This window comes from Polymorphobacter sp. (assembly GCF_051860865.1).
Lineage (GTDB): Bacteria > Pseudomonadota > Alphaproteobacteria > Sphingomonadales > Sphingomonadaceae > Sandarakinorhabdus.
This window is the reverse complement of sequence record NZ_JBIMKZ010000013.1, coordinates 1-15,417: the sequence shown is the minus strand read 5'-3', so window position 1 is coordinate 15,417 and position 15,417 is coordinate 1. Positions and strand designations below refer to the sequence as shown.

The 15,417-nt window shown below is 67.9% G+C and carries 13 protein-coding genes; 8 read left to right on the top strand and 5 right to left on the bottom strand.

What is annotated here, in order from left to right; all coding sequences use genetic code 11:
• Nucleotide 1 precedes the first annotated feature (1 nt).
• Nucleotides 2-2,281, top strand: a complete 2,280-nt coding sequence (locus ACTIFJ_RS03965) for a TonB-dependent receptor (RefSeq protein WP_439532791.1) — start codon at nucleotides 2-4, stop codon at nucleotides 2,279-2,281.
• An 81-nt stretch (nucleotides 2,282-2,362) separates the two neighbouring features.
• Here ACTIFJ_RS03965 and ACTIFJ_RS03960 read toward each other — a convergent pair whose 3' ends face one another.
• Genes ACTIFJ_RS03960 through ACTIFJ_RS03945 form a run of 4 tightly spaced genes read right to left on the bottom strand, consistent with a single transcriptional unit; the run spans nucleotide 2,363 to nucleotide 5,293 of the window.
• Nucleotides 2,363-3,181: a cupin domain-containing protein gene (locus ACTIFJ_RS03960; protein WP_439532790.1), complete on the bottom strand. Its 819-nt coding sequence runs from the start codon at nucleotides 3,179-3,181 to the stop codon at nucleotides 2,363-2,365.
• Nucleotides 3,178-3,456, bottom strand: a complete 279-nt coding sequence (locus ACTIFJ_RS03955; RefSeq protein ID WP_439532789.1) for a hypothetical protein — start codon at nucleotides 3,454-3,456, stop codon at nucleotides 3,178-3,180. Before ACTIFJ_RS03955 ends, ACTIFJ_RS03960 begins: the two co-directional genes overlap by 4 nt.
• Nucleotides 3,453-4,448, bottom strand: a complete 996-nt coding sequence (locus ACTIFJ_RS03950) for a class I SAM-dependent methyltransferase (protein WP_439532788.1) — start codon at nucleotides 4,446-4,448, stop codon at nucleotides 3,453-3,455. The genes ACTIFJ_RS03955 and ACTIFJ_RS03950 overlap by 4 nt, the downstream gene beginning before the upstream one ends.
• Nucleotides 4,445-5,293: a VOC family protein gene (locus ACTIFJ_RS03945; RefSeq protein ID WP_439532787.1), complete on the bottom strand. Its 849-nt coding sequence runs from the start codon at nucleotides 5,291-5,293 to the stop codon at nucleotides 4,445-4,447. The genes ACTIFJ_RS03950 and ACTIFJ_RS03945 overlap by 4 nt, the downstream gene beginning before the upstream one ends.
• 153 nt (nucleotides 5,294-5,446) lie before the next feature.
• Between ACTIFJ_RS03945 and ACTIFJ_RS03940 the strand changes: the two genes are divergently transcribed.
• The 4 genes from ACTIFJ_RS03940 to ACTIFJ_RS03925 are packed head-to-tail and all read left to right on the top strand — an operon-like array spanning nucleotide 5,447 to nucleotide 9,261.
• The gene (locus ACTIFJ_RS03940; RefSeq protein ID WP_439532786.1) at nucleotides 5,447-6,235 is read left to right on the top strand and encodes an alpha/beta fold hydrolase; all 789 of its coding nucleotides are present in this window, start codon (nucleotides 5,447-5,449) and stop codon (nucleotides 6,233-6,235) included.
• Nucleotides 6,232-7,122 (top strand): LysR substrate-binding domain-containing protein, encoded by an 891-nt coding sequence (locus ACTIFJ_RS03935; protein ID WP_439532785.1) that lies wholly within the window; start codon nucleotides 6,232-6,234, stop codon nucleotides 7,120-7,122. Before ACTIFJ_RS03940 ends, ACTIFJ_RS03935 begins: the two co-directional genes overlap by 4 nt.
• Before the next feature lie 55 nt (nucleotides 7,123-7,177).
• The gene (locus tag ACTIFJ_RS03930; protein WP_439532784.1) at nucleotides 7,178-8,752 is read left to right on the top strand and encodes a tannase/feruloyl esterase family alpha/beta hydrolase; all 1,575 of its coding nucleotides are present in this window, start codon (nucleotides 7,178-7,180) and stop codon (nucleotides 8,750-8,752) included.
• Complete coding sequence (locus ACTIFJ_RS03925; RefSeq protein WP_439532783.1) at nucleotides 8,749-9,261, top strand: ester cyclase; 513 nt, start codon at nucleotides 8,749-8,751, stop codon at nucleotides 9,259-9,261. The genes ACTIFJ_RS03930 and ACTIFJ_RS03925 overlap by 4 nt, the downstream gene beginning before the upstream one ends.
• A 65-nt stretch (nucleotides 9,262-9,326) precedes the next feature.
• Here the strand turns inward: ACTIFJ_RS03925 and ACTIFJ_RS03920 are convergent, their stop codons facing one another.
• Nucleotides 9,327-11,045 carry an amidohydrolase gene (locus ACTIFJ_RS03920; RefSeq protein WP_439532782.1) on the bottom strand — a complete coding sequence of 573 codons (1,719 nt, stop codon included), beginning with the start codon at nucleotides 11,043-11,045 and terminating at the stop codon, nucleotides 9,327-9,329.
• A gap of 186 nt (nucleotides 11,046-11,231) precedes the next feature.
• Between ACTIFJ_RS03920 and ACTIFJ_RS03915 the strand changes: the two genes are divergently transcribed.
• The 3 genes from ACTIFJ_RS03915 to ACTIFJ_RS03905 form a co-directional block, all read left to right on the top strand.
• Nucleotides 11,232-11,948, top strand: coding sequence for an ABC transporter ATP-binding protein (locus tag ACTIFJ_RS03915; protein ID WP_439532781.1), 717 nt, complete (start codon nucleotides 11,232-11,234; stop codon nucleotides 11,946-11,948).
• Nucleotides 11,941-14,490: an FtsX-like permease family protein gene (locus tag ACTIFJ_RS03910; protein ID WP_439532780.1), complete on the top strand. Its 2,550-nt coding sequence runs from the start codon at nucleotides 11,941-11,943 to the stop codon at nucleotides 14,488-14,490. The genes ACTIFJ_RS03915 and ACTIFJ_RS03910 overlap by 8 nt, the downstream gene beginning before the upstream one ends.
• Nucleotides 14,487-15,417: lipocalin-like domain-containing protein (locus ACTIFJ_RS03905; RefSeq protein ID WP_439532779.1), on the top strand; the 931-nt coding region annotated here is incomplete at its 3' end. The genes ACTIFJ_RS03910 and ACTIFJ_RS03905, both read left to right, overlap by 4 nt.

Here is a 15,417-nt window from a genome sequence, read left to right as displayed (position 1 = left end):
CATGACACGCACGACATTGCTCAGCACGGCGGCTTTTGCCGCGACCATCTTCGCTGTTTCGGCCCAGGCCCAGACCGCGACCACGACCGCCGTTACCGAGGCGGAAGCCCGCAGCGGCGTCGAGGAAATCACTGTCACCGCGCAGCGCCGCGAGCAGAGCCTGCAGAAGGTGCCGATCGCGGTTTCTGCGTTCAACGCCACCGAACTGGCCCGTCGCCAGATCATCGATACCTATGACATCCTGCGCAACATCCCCAACATGGCCGGCAACCAGAATGTCGGCGTCGGCACCTCATCCAGCTACTTCCTGCGCGCGGTCGGCAACGGTGAATCGATCGCTACCTTCGACGTGCCGGTCGGCACCTATGTCGATGACGTGTTCATCGCCCGCCAGAACGCCAACAACTTTGCGCTGTTCGACGTCGAGCGCATCGAAGTGCTGCGCGGGCCGCAGGGCACGCTGTTCGGCCGCAACACCACCGGCGGTGCCATCAACATCGTCATGCGCAAGCCCGGGGATGTGCTGAAGGGCTATATGGAAGCCGGCTACGGCAAGTTTGACCAGACCATCCTGCGCGGCTCGGTCGACCTGCCCGTCACCGACAAGATCCTGACCAAGATCTCCACCTTCTGGATCCGCGACAATGGCTATGCGACCCAGGTCAGCACCGGCCGCAAGTTCAACGCCCGTGATACCGCCGGCATCCGCGGCATGCTGCGCCTGCTGCCGACCGACACGCTGACCATCGACATCACCGCCGATCATGTCGACGACCAGAACACCAACTTCCTCAACCGCGTCGGCCCCAACGGCGAACGCCTGGTCGACAACAACATTACCCAGGGCTCGTTCGTCGGGCTGGTGACCGGCCGCAAGGCGAACTTCTCGCTCGACAACGTTGCGCGTTCCACGGCGTTCACTGGCACCATCGGCCTCGATCTGGGTGCAGCGACCCTCACCTCGATCACCGGCTACCGCAAGATCGACCAGGAGTTCATCATCGACAGCGGCGGCTTCCTGCCGCGCCCGACGCGAACCACCGGCTTCAACCCGATTCTCAACGACAGCGACCATGAGCAGTTCACCCAGGAGCTGAAGCTCAACGGCGACGTCGGCAACCTCAACTATGTGCTCGGTGCCTTCTACATGAAGGAGGACAATGTCACCGATTTCGCCCAGCTCGCTACCAACACGGCGACGCTGGTGCAGACGGTCACCGCCGACCGCACGCTGCTCAACGATACCAAGACCTGGGCGATCTACGGCCAGGGTGACTATCGTATCGCCGAGCGGCTCGTGCTGACTGCCGGCCTGCGCTATACTTATGAGAAGCGCACCGTCGGCGTGTTCACCAACCCCGGCGCGCGGGGCGTGCAGCTGTCTACCGCCGGGATCATCGCCGCCGGCCAGCCGACCGAGCAGGTCTACAAGGCCTGGACCCCGCGTTTCGCCATCAGCTACGAGGCCACCGATGACGTGATGCTGTTCGCCTCCGCCACGCGCGGCTTCAAGTCGGGCGGCTGGCCTGGCCGCGCCACCAGCAATGCTGCCTTCATTCCGTTCCAGCCGGAAACGGTTTGGTCGTTCGAAGGCGGGCTGCGTGCCGATGCCTTCGACGACACGCTGCGCTTCAACGCCACCGGCTTCTATGCGACGACCTTCGACGTGCAGATCCCGGCGCAGGCGCTGGTCAACAATGTGCCGGTGTCCACCACCACCAACCCGGCCGACCTGCGCAACTATGGCCTCGAACTGGAAACCACCTGGCTGCCGGTCGAGGGGCTCAACATCTCCGGCTCGCTCGGGCTCCAGCGCGCGCGCTTCATCAACCCCAGCGATCTGGTCCTCGCCCAGCAGGCTCGTTGCCGGGCCGGCAGCACGGTGGCCCCGTCGTGCAACGCCAACTTCGTCGATAACATCGGCGATCTGGCGCTGCCCGTGCGGGCACCGACGGTGACCGCCAACCTGATCATCAGCTATGATGCGAAGATCAGCGGCATCGGCACGGTGACGCCGACCGCCAACTACAACTTTACCAGCGCCTATGCCGTGGCGACCGCGGGCAGCCCGAACCAGCCGGCTGCCAGCGGCACTTACCAGCCCTCGCAAACCTACATCAACGCGTCGCTGGCGCTGCGTCCTGAAGGCATGGACAATCTGGCGTTCACGATCGAGTGCCAGAACTGCTTCAACAAGAACTACATCCTGACCAATCTTGTCGGCGCCAACTTCTACGATGTGCCCGGCTCGTGGTTGATCCGCGCCCGCTACGACTTCTGAGCGTAGCGGCCCGGCCATGGAAAAGGCCCCCGGCGGTATCCGCCGGGGGCCCTTTTTTTGGCCAACAATGAACGCCGTCGGCTACCAGCGTTCAAGCGTCTCCACATCGCCGGCATGGGCGGCGAGCGTCTCGGGCAGCGCCGGTTCATAGGGGCGGTTCCAGGCAAAGCCCTTTTCGCCGTCGACATAGTCGGTCGACAGCTTGCCGCCCTTGGTGCGGAAGAAATAGAGGTTGCCGGTGATCGTGCCATAGGGGCCATGCGGGATCAGCGGCGGCCGCCAGAAATAGGCGCCGGGCTTCATGACGCCGCGGTTGCCATGGCTTTCGCCGGCGAGCAGGAACATTTCCTCGACAACCGGATGGACTTCGGCGCGCTCGGCCCAGCGCATCGGCAGGGTGCCGAGCAGCCAGCTGGTGTCGCCGGTCTCGGGATCAACGAACAGCAACTTGCGGCCGGCGCCGGCCGGGAACTCCGGGTGGAAATTGCCGGTGTAGGTGACCGAGAAGCCGTCGATGTGCGGCACTAGCCGGGCCGGGTTGACTGCCGCAACGGGACCGGCGGTGGGCATCGCCGAGAAGAAGCTCAGCACCACCGCATCCTCGGTACAGGTGCGGGCGCCGGCATCATGACCGGCCGGCCAATGGGCATAGCCGAACGGACCATAGCGGACGCCGCCGATTTCCAGGGCGCCTTCAAGGACGAGAAACTCTTCGTCGCAGGCGAGTGCGCCGGCGGGCAGTGTCCAGCCGGCGGGATAGCGGATGAGCTGGCTACTGGCGCCGGTCTCGTCGTCCTGGCTCAGTACCTTGGTCTCGACGCCGGGCTTGGTGCCGTTCAGGTCATCGGTGCGCCAAGGCAGCTTCTGGGCCTGCAGGAATTCGATCCAGGGGCGGGTCATCGTCGTGTTCCTTCTTTTCTCAAGGGCGTGCGCGGGTCGGAGTCTTCGGCAATCACCCGCAACAGGCCGTGCATCGCCTTGTCGAGCGCCAAACCGGTCTCGATGCGCGCCGCCGCACCAGCGGCCTCGATCGCGGCCGGTGTAATGACACCGGCGTCGACCAACGCCGCCTCCAGCGCGATCCGCCGGGCGCGCTCGACATGCAGCTGCGAAGCCAGTTCGAAGATCAGCCCGGCCATCCGCTCGGGATCGGGAATGCCGAAATTCTCGCTCATGCCGCCATCTCCGCTTCCAGGACGGCCCAGGGGAAGTGCCATTCGGGGCGGTCAGGCCATTCGAGCGTGGGCTGGGTGCCGCCGCCGCGCTCGTCGAAGGCCCGCCAGCGGGCCGTGGCGAAGCCGGCGTCGCGGGCGAGCGCCGTCTGGTCCTGCGCCAGCATCGGCGGCAGGAACGGCTCGTTGTTGCGGTCGCCATGCTCGTCGATCATCCGGTCGCGCAGCCGGTCGCCCCGATGCTGGAAATCGAGGAAGCGCAAGGATCCGCCGGGCGCCAGCAGCCGCGCCGCCTCGCGGTACAGCGCCGCCAGCGCGTCGCCGGGCATTTCATGGATCAGCATGGTCGAGGTGACGAGATCGGCGCAGCCGTCGGCCAGCCCGGTGGCGCAGGCGTCGGCAGCGATGAAGGTCACGTCGAGCTGGCGCTCGGCGCAGCGCTGGCGGGCGAGATCGAGGCAGGGGCGGGCCAGATCGATGCCGATCACCTCGGCCTCTGGAAAAGCTTGCTTCAAAGGCCAGGCCGATTTGCCGAAGCCGCATCCGAGATCAACGATGCGGCGGTAGGCGCGTTTCGGCACGGCGGTGTCGGCGAACAGCCGGTGGAAGCGGTAGTCGTCATTCTCGCCGAGCATGACGAGGCGGGCGCCGAGTTCATAGACGCGCGCCGCCTTGGCGCTCGACCAGATGCCGCCTGGCTGGAGATGGATGTCCCAGTCGGTGTACCAGTCGGGCAGGCCGCCAGTATCGGACGGGCGCCCTTCTTCCGCGACCGCGTCGCCGACCGCACGCCAAAGCATCTTCTGGCTGCCGCGTTCCATCCAGGCAAACCACGGCCAGGCAGGGGTTGCGTGCAGCGCTTCCGCAAACTGGTCATCGGGGACGTGCAGGTTCTCCTCGGCCTGGGCCGACAGCACCGGGAACAATGTGTCGGCCCAGCGGCGTCGCATCGTCAGCACGAAGTCCAGCGCAGCCTGTTGCTCGATCGTGGTCATTCTTCGCCCTCCAGAAGTTCGATGCGCTCGCCAGCCGCGCCGACCAGCAGCCGCTCGCCGCCGGGCGCCACCGGGCAGGCGAAGCTGACCATCGCCATCCCGGGCGGCAGCTCGCCCGGGACTGCCGGGCGCGGACCGGTGCATTCGGGATAGCCGTCCAGCTCGATCATCGTGCCCTCGCGCAACTTGATCAGCCCGTGCGGGTGCAGCGTGTCGGCCGGCAGGCCGTTAGCGGCCGAGATCACCCGCACCGGCGTCGCCACCGGTGGATCGATGACATTGCCGAAGTCGGCATAGGCGGCGAACATCGCCGCGAGGTCACCGCCGCCGGCGACGACGATGAACACCCGGCCGACGGGCGATAGCGCCGGCGCCAGATCGAGCCCGCTGCCGGGTCCGACTTCGGTGAAGTACAGGCATTCGTCGAATGGCCCGATCGCCTGCATGGCGCGGATCATCGGGAAACGGGTCAGCCCCATCGGCGGGCCGATGATGGTGAAGGCCGGGTGCGCGGTTAGGCGGGCGGCCAGTGCATCGACATCCTGAACGACGATCTCGGTGGCGTTCCAGCCATGGCTGGTCAGCGCCGGCACCGGCGCCGTGCCCGGCGCGGCAACGAAGCGCAGCACCACCGGCTCGCCGCTGGTCGGCCCGAGCGTGCGCATGGCGCGCCCGGCCAGCGCTGGGGCACGCCAGCGTGTGGCTGTGGCTGTATCGATGACGGTGTCGGCCAGAACACGGTAGCCGAGCGCCGAGACATAGGCCTCGGTGGCGGCCTCGATGTCCGGTACGGAGAAGGTGACGGCGCGGATGGCGCCCAGCTGGGGTTTCGAGTGGTTTGGCATGGCCGGCAATTCTAGGCCCGGTGGCGGCGAAGGCAATTCAATCCTTCTCCATTGTCAGTCAATGTAGCTCACAGATTGAGCCGAATCGAGATAAGCGTTATCTGGATCACGTGAGTATTCGTCACAGGATCGAAGGCAGGCAGGGGCAATTATATGGCTGAGGCGCTGGGCTGGCGAGGCTATGTCGACGGGCTGTGGGGGCAGGTGCATTACCGCGCCGCCGGCGAGGGCGCGCCTCTGCTGATGGTCCACCAGAGCCCTTGGTCGTCGATGCAATATCATGCGGTGCTGCCACGGCTGGCGGCGCTGGGGATGGCCGTGCGCGCGCCGGATTCGCCCGGCTACGGGATGTCGGACCCGGCGCCCGAGGGGGTCACTATTGCTGATCATGCCGACAATCTGGTCGCGGTGATTGCGGCGATGGGGCTGGGGTCGGTGACGGTTGTCGGCCACCATACCGGTGCGCTGATCGCTGCGTCTCTGGCGGCGCGCTATCCGGCGCTGGTTTCGCGCGTGGTGCTCGACAATTGTCCTTTCTACACGCCCGACGAGCGCGAGACGCGGCTGCGTGGCCATGGCGGGACGCTGGAGATCAGGCCCGATGGCTCGCACCTGACCGAGCGCTGGGCACTGATGCGGCGCGTCGCCGACAAGGAAATGACCGACGCCTCGATCCAGCTGGCGGTGATGGCCTGGTGCGAGGCCGGGCGCGATACCGGGCACAGGGCCGCCTTCAGCCATGATGCCGGGCCGGACATTGCCGCCATCGCCGCGCCGGTGCTGCTCATCGCCAGCCGGACTGATCCGATCTGCGGCCATGCCGACCGCATCGCCGCTGTGCGCCCGGAGTTCGCCCGGGCCGAACTGCCCGGCGGCACCGGCAGCGTGCTGGAGAACCCGGAGGGCTGGGTGGCGGCATTGCAGCCGTTCCTGGAGCGGTGACCGGGCTGCCGTCGATGACGGCGCTGCGGGCGCTCGATGCAGCGGCGCGCCACGGCAGCTATTCGGCCGCGGCGCAGGAGCTGGGCGTCACGCATGGCGCGATCAGCCACCGCATTCGCGACCTTGAGGCCCATTATGGCGCGACGCTGTTTCGCCGCGCCGGGCGGGTGATGGTGCCGAGCGCTGAAGCGCTGACGCTGCTTGGGCCGGTGCGCGAAGCGCTGGCGATCCTGGCGCAGGCGTTTCCGCCGCGCGGACAGGGCGGGCCGGCGGTGCGGGTGGCCGTGCATCCGGCGCTGGCGACCAAATGGCTGATCCCGCGGCTCGGCGACTTCATCGCGCAGGCGCCGGACATCGACCTTCATCTGGTTTCGACCACCGACCCCGGCGACGCCCTGTCGCCGACCGTGCAGCTGGCGATCCGCTTCGGCACCGGCAGTTGGCCGGGACTGGAGGCACAGCCGCTGGGCGAAGAGCGCTGCATTGCCGTCTGCGCCCCTGGCTATCGGACGGCGCTGGGCCTTGAGACGCCGGCCGACCTCCCTCGGGCGCGGCTGCTACGCCATGGCTGGATGATGTGGGGCCGTTGGCTGGAGGCTGCCGGGGTGGAGATGGCGGAGCCCGATCATGGGCCACTGTTTTCCGATTCGGCGATGCTCGTCGAGGGCGCGGTGGCGGGGCAGGGGGTGGCGCTGGTCGGCGAGCGGTTCGCGGCGGTGGACATGGCTGCCGGGCGGCTGGTGCAGCCGTTCGCGGTGTCGGTCCGGCATGATTATGGCTGGTACCTCACCTGGCGGGCCGGATCGGTCCCTAGCGCCGACGCACGACGGTTGAAGGATTGGCTGGTGACGCAATTCTCCGGAGGAGCGTTGCCGGGCCGGCAATGACAATTTGTGCCATCGGCACGGCTGGTCTGCCACCATGCTGGTGGGGAGAATGGACATGATCATGCGATGGCTGCTGATGGCGATGATGCTGGTCGCCACCCCAGTAATGGCTGAACAACCGCCCGAAGCGGCCTGCGCGGCGCTGGCGGCACAGGATTTCTCGTCCGGCACAGAGGCGCCGGCGCATCTGATGGCGAGCGCAGTGCTGGCGGCGGCGGAAGGGCTGCCGGCGCTGTGCCGGGTCGAAGGGTTCGTCGCGCCCAACACCGGCTTTGAGCTGCGGCTGCCGCTAAAAGGGTGGAACGGCAAGTTCTTCCACGCCGGCTGCACCGGCTCCTGCGGCTTTGCCGCAGCTTCGCCCTGGGTCAAGGAGTGCGACGAGCCGGTATCGCGGGGCTATGCCTGCATCGTCTCGGACATGGGGCACCGGTCGACCGCGTCCGAAGGGCTGTGGGCCTGGCACAACAATGAGGCGCGGATCGACTTCGGCTTCCGCGCCACCCATCGCACGACGGTGGTGGGCAAGGCGATTACGCGCGCCTTCTACGCCGCCGCGCCGGCCCATGCCTATTTCATGGGGTGCTCGACCGGCGGGCGCCAGGCGCTGGTCTCGGCCCAGCGGTTTCCGGACGATTTCGACGGCATCATCGCCGGCGCCCCGGTGATCAGCGAAGGCGGCACCTCGATGTCCTTCCTGTGGAATTTGCAGGCGCTGTCCCCGGTCGATGGCAAGCCACTGTTCGACGCCGCGGCGCTGGCGCTGGTCAAGCGCGCCGCGCTGGCCGCCGCCGATGGGCGGGATGGTGCCCGCGACAGGCTGATCGCCGATCCGCGCGGCGCCTTCGATCCGCTGACGCTGATCTGCAAGCCGGGCCAGGCGCGCGATTGCCTGACCCGCGCCCAGGCGGAGGCGGTGGCAAAGGTCTATGCCGGGCCGCACGACAGCAAGGGCAGGCCGCTCTACAATGGCGGCGGCTTCATGCCGGGATCGGAGGAGAATTGGCTCGGCTATGTGACGCCTCCGGGCGGGCGTGCGCGGGCGTGGCGGTCAGGCGTCGATACCACGCGCTATATCATGACCGATTGGGGCCCGGACTGGAACTATTCCGACTTCGATTTCGACCAGGATGCACCAAAACTGGCCGAAAAGGACGTGTTTTATGCCGCCAATAACCCCGATCTGCGCGACTTCAAGGCGCGCGGCGGGAAGCTGATCATCTACCATGGCTGGAATGACCCCGCCGTGGCACCGCTGAACAGCGTCGATTATCACGGTGCCGTAACGCGGGCGATGGGCGGCCCGGCGACGACCGACGACTTTGCCCGGCTGTTCATGGTGCCGGGGATGAACCATTGTTATTCGGGCGACGGGGCGTTTGCCGTCGACTGGATCAGCGCGCTCGAAGCCTGGGTGGAGAAGGGCGAGGCGCCGGCCCGGCTGGTGGCAACGCATCTCGCCGGTAGCCATGACAGCCCGTCGATGATCCGCCGGATGCCGCCGGATGTCGCACAGCGGACATTTACGCGGCCGCTTTTCCCCTGGCCGGTGCAGGCGCGCTACACCGGCACAGGCGATCCCGCCGACATGCGCAACTGGCAACCCGACAGACAGGCAGGAACCACCCCATGACCATGCTGACCATCGGCCTCTCTCTGCTGCTCGCCGCCGGGCATCCGGCGCCGGAGACACAGTGCACCGGGCAGGAGGCCAATCTGGCAACTTATATCGAAATGTCGCGCGTGCTGTTCAATGAGCGGGAAGCGGAACGGGCGGGCGAATTCTACGCGCCGGAATTTATCAGCCACAATAGTGACGAGGGTGGTTCCGGCGCCGATACGGTGCCGGTGGCGTACATGACGGCAATGTGGAATGCGTCAAAGAAGAACGATCCCGAGCGCCAGGTTATCAACAACCTTATCGTGTGCAATGGTGACCTTGTGGTAGCGCAAGTCACTACCAAGGGCATGCGTACCGGTGCCGACAACGTCCGCCGCCGCTACAGTACATCGGCGATGGACATATACCGGTTCAAGGATGGCAAGGTCGTCGAGCGCTGGGGCAACAATGACTACCTCACCATCATCCGCCAGACCGGGCTGAAGGTGGACCTCAGCCTGACGCCGCTGCCGCCGGAATGAGATGGGGCCCGGCGTGATGGATACGCCGGGCCCCGTAACGCCCCCCCGAGCGTTACCTCGTCAGTTCAAGCCTGGTGGACGGTGGTGCCGCCGACCACGGTCTGAACAATCTTGATATCCTTGATGGTGTCCGGATCCACCGTGTGCGGATCATCGGCGAGGACAACGAAATCGGCGAGCTTGCCGGGCGTGATCGAGCCTTTGATGTCCTCTTCCATCGTATTGTAGGCGCCGTTGAGCGTGTGGCACTTCAGCGCCTCGGCAACGGTGATCCGCTGGTTGGCGCCCCAAACCTTGCCGTCCCAGCCCTTCCGGGTAACGCAGCCCTGGATCCCCATCAGCGGCGGAAACACGCCGGCACCGAAATCCGAGCCGACCGACACCGGGATGCCGGCATCGAGCAGGGAGCGATAGGCCATCATATTGGCCATCAGCTTCTCGCCGTAGAAGCCGAACTTGTCCGCATTGAAGTAGAGATAGGTGTTGAACAGCGAGGGCGTGACGTTGAGCGCCTTCAGCCGCTTGATCAGCCCGGCGTCGACCATGCTGCAATGCGTGATCTTGAAGCGCAGCCGCTTGTCCGGGGCGACGGCATCGGCATGCTCGAAGGCTTTCAGCGCCTGGTCGATGGTGACATCGCCATTGGCGTGAATGTTGACCCGGATGCCGGCGCGATGGACCTTCTCGGTCCAGCCGCTGACCTCGTCCTGGGTCATCTTGAGGTTGCCCTTGTAAGTCGTGCCCGGGAAATTGACGCTCATCGCCATGGTGCGCTCGGACAGCGAGCCGTCGGTCGAGCGTTCGGCGGTGCCGCCCATGCGGATCCATTCGTCGCCAACCCCGGTGGTGACGCCGGCGGCGATGAACGGGTCCATCACATCTTCATAGACCTCGTAATTGACCCGGTGCTTGAGTCTGCCCTCGGTGCGGATCTCGGTGATGGCGCGCAAGTTACCGCCCTGGTGGCAGACACCGGTGAGGCCGAATTCAGCGAACTTGGCGGAGATGAACGCGGCGCCCTCCCGCTCGCGCTTGGCCGTCTCTTCGGGGCTGTAGGTGACGAACTTGCCGACGTCCTTGAACGAGTCCCGGGCATTGTCGGTCAGCCGGCCGTTGAGCTCGCCGTCCGGGAAGCGATCATAGGTGCCGCCCTGGACGTCCTTCACGTCCTTGGTGAGGCCGGCCATCTGGAGCGCCTTATTGTTGTAGAAACTGGTGTGGCCGCCGCGGTGGCGGACCATCACCGGATGGGTGGTGGAGACCTTGTCGAGATCGCGAGCGTTGAGCGGGCGGCCGTCCTTGGATTTGATGTCGTCGTAGAAGTGGCCGATGACCCAGTGATCGGGCGGGGTCTGGGCGGCGCGGGCCTTCAGCTTGGCGACGATATCGTCGATCTGCGAGAATTCGGTGCCATAGGGGTCGCCGGCGATCACGTCATAGAGCAGCGATGTGCCGCTGGCGTGGATATGGGTGTCGATGAAGCCCGGCACGATGGTCATGCCCTTGGCGTCCATGGTCTTTGTTGCCGGGCCGGCGAGCGCGCGGATGGTCTCGTTGCTGCCCACCGCAATGAACTTGTCGCCCTTGACGGCGAAGGCCTGGGCCTTCGGCATGGCATCGTCGACTGTATAGACCTTGGCATTGTAGACGATGAGATCGACGTCCGCGGTGCCGGCGGCGTGCGCCCGCGTGGCGGCGAGGCTGCCGACAGCAGCGCCGCCGAGCCGAAGGAAGCCGCGACGGCTCGCGGCGAATTCTTTACCCAGATGCCCGTTTCCAGCCATTGCCCGCACCCCTGCCCAAATCGGGAAGTGCGGAAGCTAGTCGGCGCGGGCGGGCGGGGTAAGGTGCATAATAGCCAAAGGTGGTGCGTCTGGCGCAACGCTGGATAGGGGCATGGTGCCACACCCTGCCGGCCTGCGGCGCTGGAGCGGTGCCCGATCGGCGCGGCTTGGGTTATGCAGCGGGCGATGACGATGGTCAAACCCTTGCCGGCAACCGCCGCAGCATCGCCGGTGGTGCTGGCGGCCCAAGGGCTTGCCAAGGCGGTGCCGGGCGGGCGGCTGCTGTTCGACGGGCTGGACCTGGCAGTGGCGGCGGGCGAGATCGTGGCGGTGATGGGCGAATCGGGTGTCGGCAAGTCGACGTTGCTCAACCTTCTTGCCGGGCTCGATACGCCTGACTGTGGGCGGGTGGATATCGCTGGCCGGACGCTTTCCGACCTGTCGGACGATGCGCGCACCGACCTGCGCCGTGACCGGATCGGCTTTGTCTTCCAGGCCTTTCATATCCTGCCGCACCTGACGCTGGCACAGAATGTGGCGCTGCCTTTGCTGCTCGCCGGAGTGGCGGCGCGCGAGGCGCTGGCGCGGGCCGAGGGGCTGGTGGGCGATATCGGGCTGCCGGGGCGAGGCGGCGACTATCCCGCGGCGCTGTCCGGTGGCGAGCTGCAGCGAGTGGCCATTGCCCGGGCACTTGTGCATCGCCCGGCGCTGCTGCTGGCCGACGAGCCGACCGGCAATCTCGACCCCGAGACTGCCGACATGATCCTGGCGCTGCTGGTGGAGGCGGCTCGGCGGCATGACGCGGCGTTGGTGATGGTCACCCATTCCGACCGTGCCGCGGCGGCGGCCGACCGGGTGCTGCGCCTGTCCGCCACCGGCCTGTTGGAAAAGCCCCTTGGCTGAGGCGCTGGCGCGGCCGGGCGCGGCGACCGGCTGGCTGATCGGCGGCGAGTGGCGGGCGCATCCGGCGCGGCTGGTGGCGGCGGCGCTGGCGATTGCCGTGGGCGTGGCGCTGGGTTTTGCCGTGCATCTGGTCAACCGCGCCGCGCTGGACAGCTTTGCCCGCGCGATCAGCACAGTGAGCGGCAGCGCCGACCTGCAGGTGCATGCGACGAGCCCGGCCGGGGTCGATGAGGCGCTGTATCCAGTGCTGGCGCGGATGGCGGGCGTCGCGGCGGTGAGCCCAGTGGTTGAGCTGACGGCGCGGATGGTCGGGGAGGGGAATGGCCCGGGGCCGCGAGTCACGCTGCTCGGCATCGATGTGCTGCGCGCCGCACGGGTGACGCCGGCGTTGGTCGGGGTGTCGCTCGGCCAGCCGGGGGAGGGGCCGCGGCTCGATGCGGACGCTATCTTCCTGTCCCGCGCCGCGCTGGCGGCCAGCGGGCGCCGGCCGGGCGATCGGCTTGTGCTGGCAGCGGCCGGGCGGTCGCATGGCTTCCGCATCGCCGGGGTGCTGGCCGGGGCGGGCGAAGACCAGGCGCTGGCCGTCATCGACATTGCCGACGCGCAGTGGCGGTTCGGCCAGCTCGGGCGGCTGCATCGCTTCGACCTGACGCTGGCCGACGGCACCGACCCGACGGCGATGGCGCGGCGGCTCGCGGCGGCGCTGCCGGCCGATGCGCATCTGGTCAGCGCCGAGGATGAGGCCAGCCGCAGCGCCAGCCTGTCCCGCGCCTATCGGGTCAATCTTGGTATGCTGGCGATGGTGGCCCTGCTGACCGGGGGTTTCTTGGTGTTTTCGGCGCAGTCGCTGTCGGTGGCCCGCCGGACGTCGCAATTCGCGCTGTTGCGGGTGCTCGGTCAGCGGCGCGGCGGTCTGCGTCGGCTGCTGCTGATCGAGGGGCTGCTGCTTGGTGGCATCGGCAGCGTGATCGGGCTGGTAATGGGCCATGGGCTGGCAGTGCTGGTGCTGCGGCTGCTGGGGGGCGATCTCGGCGGCGGCTATTTTCAGGCCGGGCGGGCGGCGCTGGTGCCGTCCCCGGCGGCGGCGCTGGTCTATGCGGGGCTCGGCGTTGCCGTGGCGGTGATTGCCAGCCTGGTGCCGGCCGAGGCAGCGGCTCGCGCCCAGCCGGCGGTGGCGCTGAAGGCCGGCGGCGAGTCCGGCGATCCACGCCGCCGCTGGCCGGCGTGGCCGGGGCTGGCACTACTGGGGGCGGGCGCGCTGGCCGCGCTGGCGCCGCCGCTGTTCGGACTGCCGCTGCTCGGCTACGGCGCAATGGCGTTGCTGCTGGCGGGCGGGGTGGCGATCATGCCTTGGCTGGCGCGACTGCTGCTGACGCCGCTGGTGGGGCAACAATGGCCGGTGCCGGTCGATCTGGCGATCAAGAGGCTGTGGGGGGCGCCCTCGGCGGCGGCGGTGGCGCTGTCCGGCATCGTCGCCAGCACCAGCCTGATGGTGGCGATGGCGGTGATGGTCGAGAGTTTCCGGGGGTCGGTGGACGAGTGGCTGGTGCAGCTGCTGCCGGCCGATGTTTATCTTCATGTCGAGGGTGCCGAAGCCGGCGGGCTGGACCGGGTGGTGCAGGCGCGGCTGGCAGCGATTCCCGGCGTCGAGTCGGTGCGCTTCGTTCGCCAGATGCCGCTCCGGGTGGCCGCCGACCGGCCGCCGGTGGTGCTGTCCGGCCAGCCGATCCGGGCCGATCCCGCCGGCAGCCTGCCGCTGATCGGCCGGTCGCATGCCGTGCCCGAGGGGGCAACGCCGGCCTGGGTGTCCGAGCCCATGGCGTGGATCGGGGGGCTGGCTCCGGGGGATACACTGGAACTGCCGCTGGGCGGGGTTAGGCGACCGTTCTTTGTGGCCGGTGTCTGGCGGGACTATGCCCGGCAGTTCGGCGCGGTGGCGATCGACAGTGCCGATTTCGAGGCGTTGACCGGCGACACCAGCAAGTCCGAGGCGGCGTTCATGCTGCGGCCGGGGCAGGCGGCGGCGCCGGTGATGGCGGCGGTGCGGGCGGCACTGCCGCCGGCGATCGCCGCGCAGACCATGCTCGCGGAGCCGCGCGTCATGCGGGCCCAGGCAATGGCGATCTTCGACCGCAGCTTTGCGGTGACCTATGCGCTGGAGGTGATTGCCATATTGATCGGGTTGATCGGCGTGGCGACGGCCTTTTCGGCGCAGACGCTGGCGCGGGTCCGCGAGTTCGGGATGCTGCGCCATATCGGCGTGCGGCGCGGTCAGATCATCGCCATGCTTGCCAGCGAGGGGGCGGCATTGGGCGGGCTGGGGGTGGTCGCCGGGATCGGGCTGGGGCTGCTGATGGCGCAGGTGCTGATCCATGTCATCAACCCGCAGAGTTTCCACTGGACGATGGATACGGCGCTGCCCTGGGGGCTGTTCGCCGGGCTGGCGGCGGCGATCATCGTGGCGGCGGCGGGCACGGCGGTGCTGGCCGGGCGGCGGGCGCTATCCGCTTCGGCGGTGATGGCCGTGCGGGCCGACTGGTGAGGTGGTGGCTGCTGCTGTTGCTGCTGCTCGCCGTGCCGGCGGGGGCGGCCGAGTATCACGCGGTGCGGCCGGGCGTGGCACTTGTGTTTCCGCGCGATCATGGCGCGCATCCGGATTTCCGCACCGAATGGTGGTATGCGACCGGCTGGCTGAAGACGGTGAAAGGGGAGCGTCTTGGTTTCCAGATCACCTTCTTCCGGACGCGCACCGGCGCCGACGCCGCCAATCCCAGCCGCTTCACGCCGCACCAGATATTGTTCGCCCATGCGGCGATTTCCGATCCGAAGCATGGTCGGCTGCGGCATGCGCAGCGGCTGGCGCGGGCCGGTTTCGGGCTGGCCGAGGCGAGTGTCCGTGACATGGACATCGTCCTTGATGACTGGTCTCTGCGGCGCGGGGGTGACGGGCGCATCCGCGGACGGGTGTCCGGCGAGGACTTTGCGCTCGACCTCGATTTCGCTGCGAGCCAGCCGCCGCTATTGCAAGGCGAGGCCGGGTATAGCCGGAAAGGCCCAGATCCGGCCGAAGCCAGCCATTATTATACGTTGCCGCAGCTGCGGGTCAGCGGCACTTTGGTGCGCGACGGGCGGGCCGAACCGGTGACCGGCACCGGCTGGCTGGACCGCGAATGGTCGTCGACGCTGATGAACGAGAAGGCCAGCGGCTGGGACTGGCTGGGGCTCAACATGGACGACGGCGGCGCACTGACATTATTCCGGATGCGCCACAAGGATGGGAGCGCGCTCTGGGCGGGCGGCTCGTACCGCGACGCCGGCGGGCGGCTGACCGTCCTCGCGCCCGGCGATGTCCGCTTCCTGCCCGGCCGTCGCTGGCGATCGCCGCGCACCGGCGCGCGCTATCCGGTGGCGCCGGTGATCGAGGTGCGGCTGCCGTCCGGTGTGCGGCGGCTGCCGGTGACGCCGCTGA

Coding starts and splice junctions, on each gene's coding strand:
- ACTIFJ_RS03950 (WP_439532788.1), bottom strand. CDS start 4,448: ATGACCACGATCGAGCAACAGGCTGCGCTGGACTTCGTGCTGACGATG.
- ACTIFJ_RS03920 (WP_439532782.1), bottom strand. CDS start 11,045: ATGGCTGGAAACGGGCATCTGGGTAAAGAATTCGCCGCGAGCCGTCGC.
- ACTIFJ_RS03925 (WP_439532783.1), top strand. CDS start 8,749: ATGACCATGCTGACCATCGGCCTCTCTCTGCTGCTCGCCGCCGGGCAT.
- ACTIFJ_RS03915 (WP_439532781.1), top strand. CDS start 11,232: ATGACGATGGTCAAACCCTTGCCGGCAACCGCCGCAGCATCGCCGGTG.
- ACTIFJ_RS03955 (WP_439532789.1), bottom strand. CDS start 3,456: ATGAGCGAGAATTTCGGCATTCCCGATCCCGAGCGGATGGCCGGGCTG.
- ACTIFJ_RS03965 (WP_439532791.1), top strand. CDS start 2: ATGACACGCACGACATTGCTCAGCACGGCGGCTTTTGCCGCGACCATC.
- ACTIFJ_RS03940 (WP_439532786.1), top strand. CDS start 5,447: ATGGCTGAGGCGCTGGGCTGGCGAGGCTATGTCGACGGGCTGTGGGGG.
- ACTIFJ_RS03960 (WP_439532790.1), bottom strand. CDS start 3,181: ATGACCCGCCCCTGGATCGAATTCCTGCAGGCCCAGAAGCTGCCTTGG.
- ACTIFJ_RS03945 (WP_439532787.1), bottom strand. CDS start 5,293: ATGCCAAACCACTCGAAACCCCAGCTGGGCGCCATCCGCGCCGTCACC.
- ACTIFJ_RS03930 (WP_439532784.1), top strand. CDS start 7,178: ATGATCATGCGATGGCTGCTGATGGCGATGATGCTGGTCGCCACCCCA.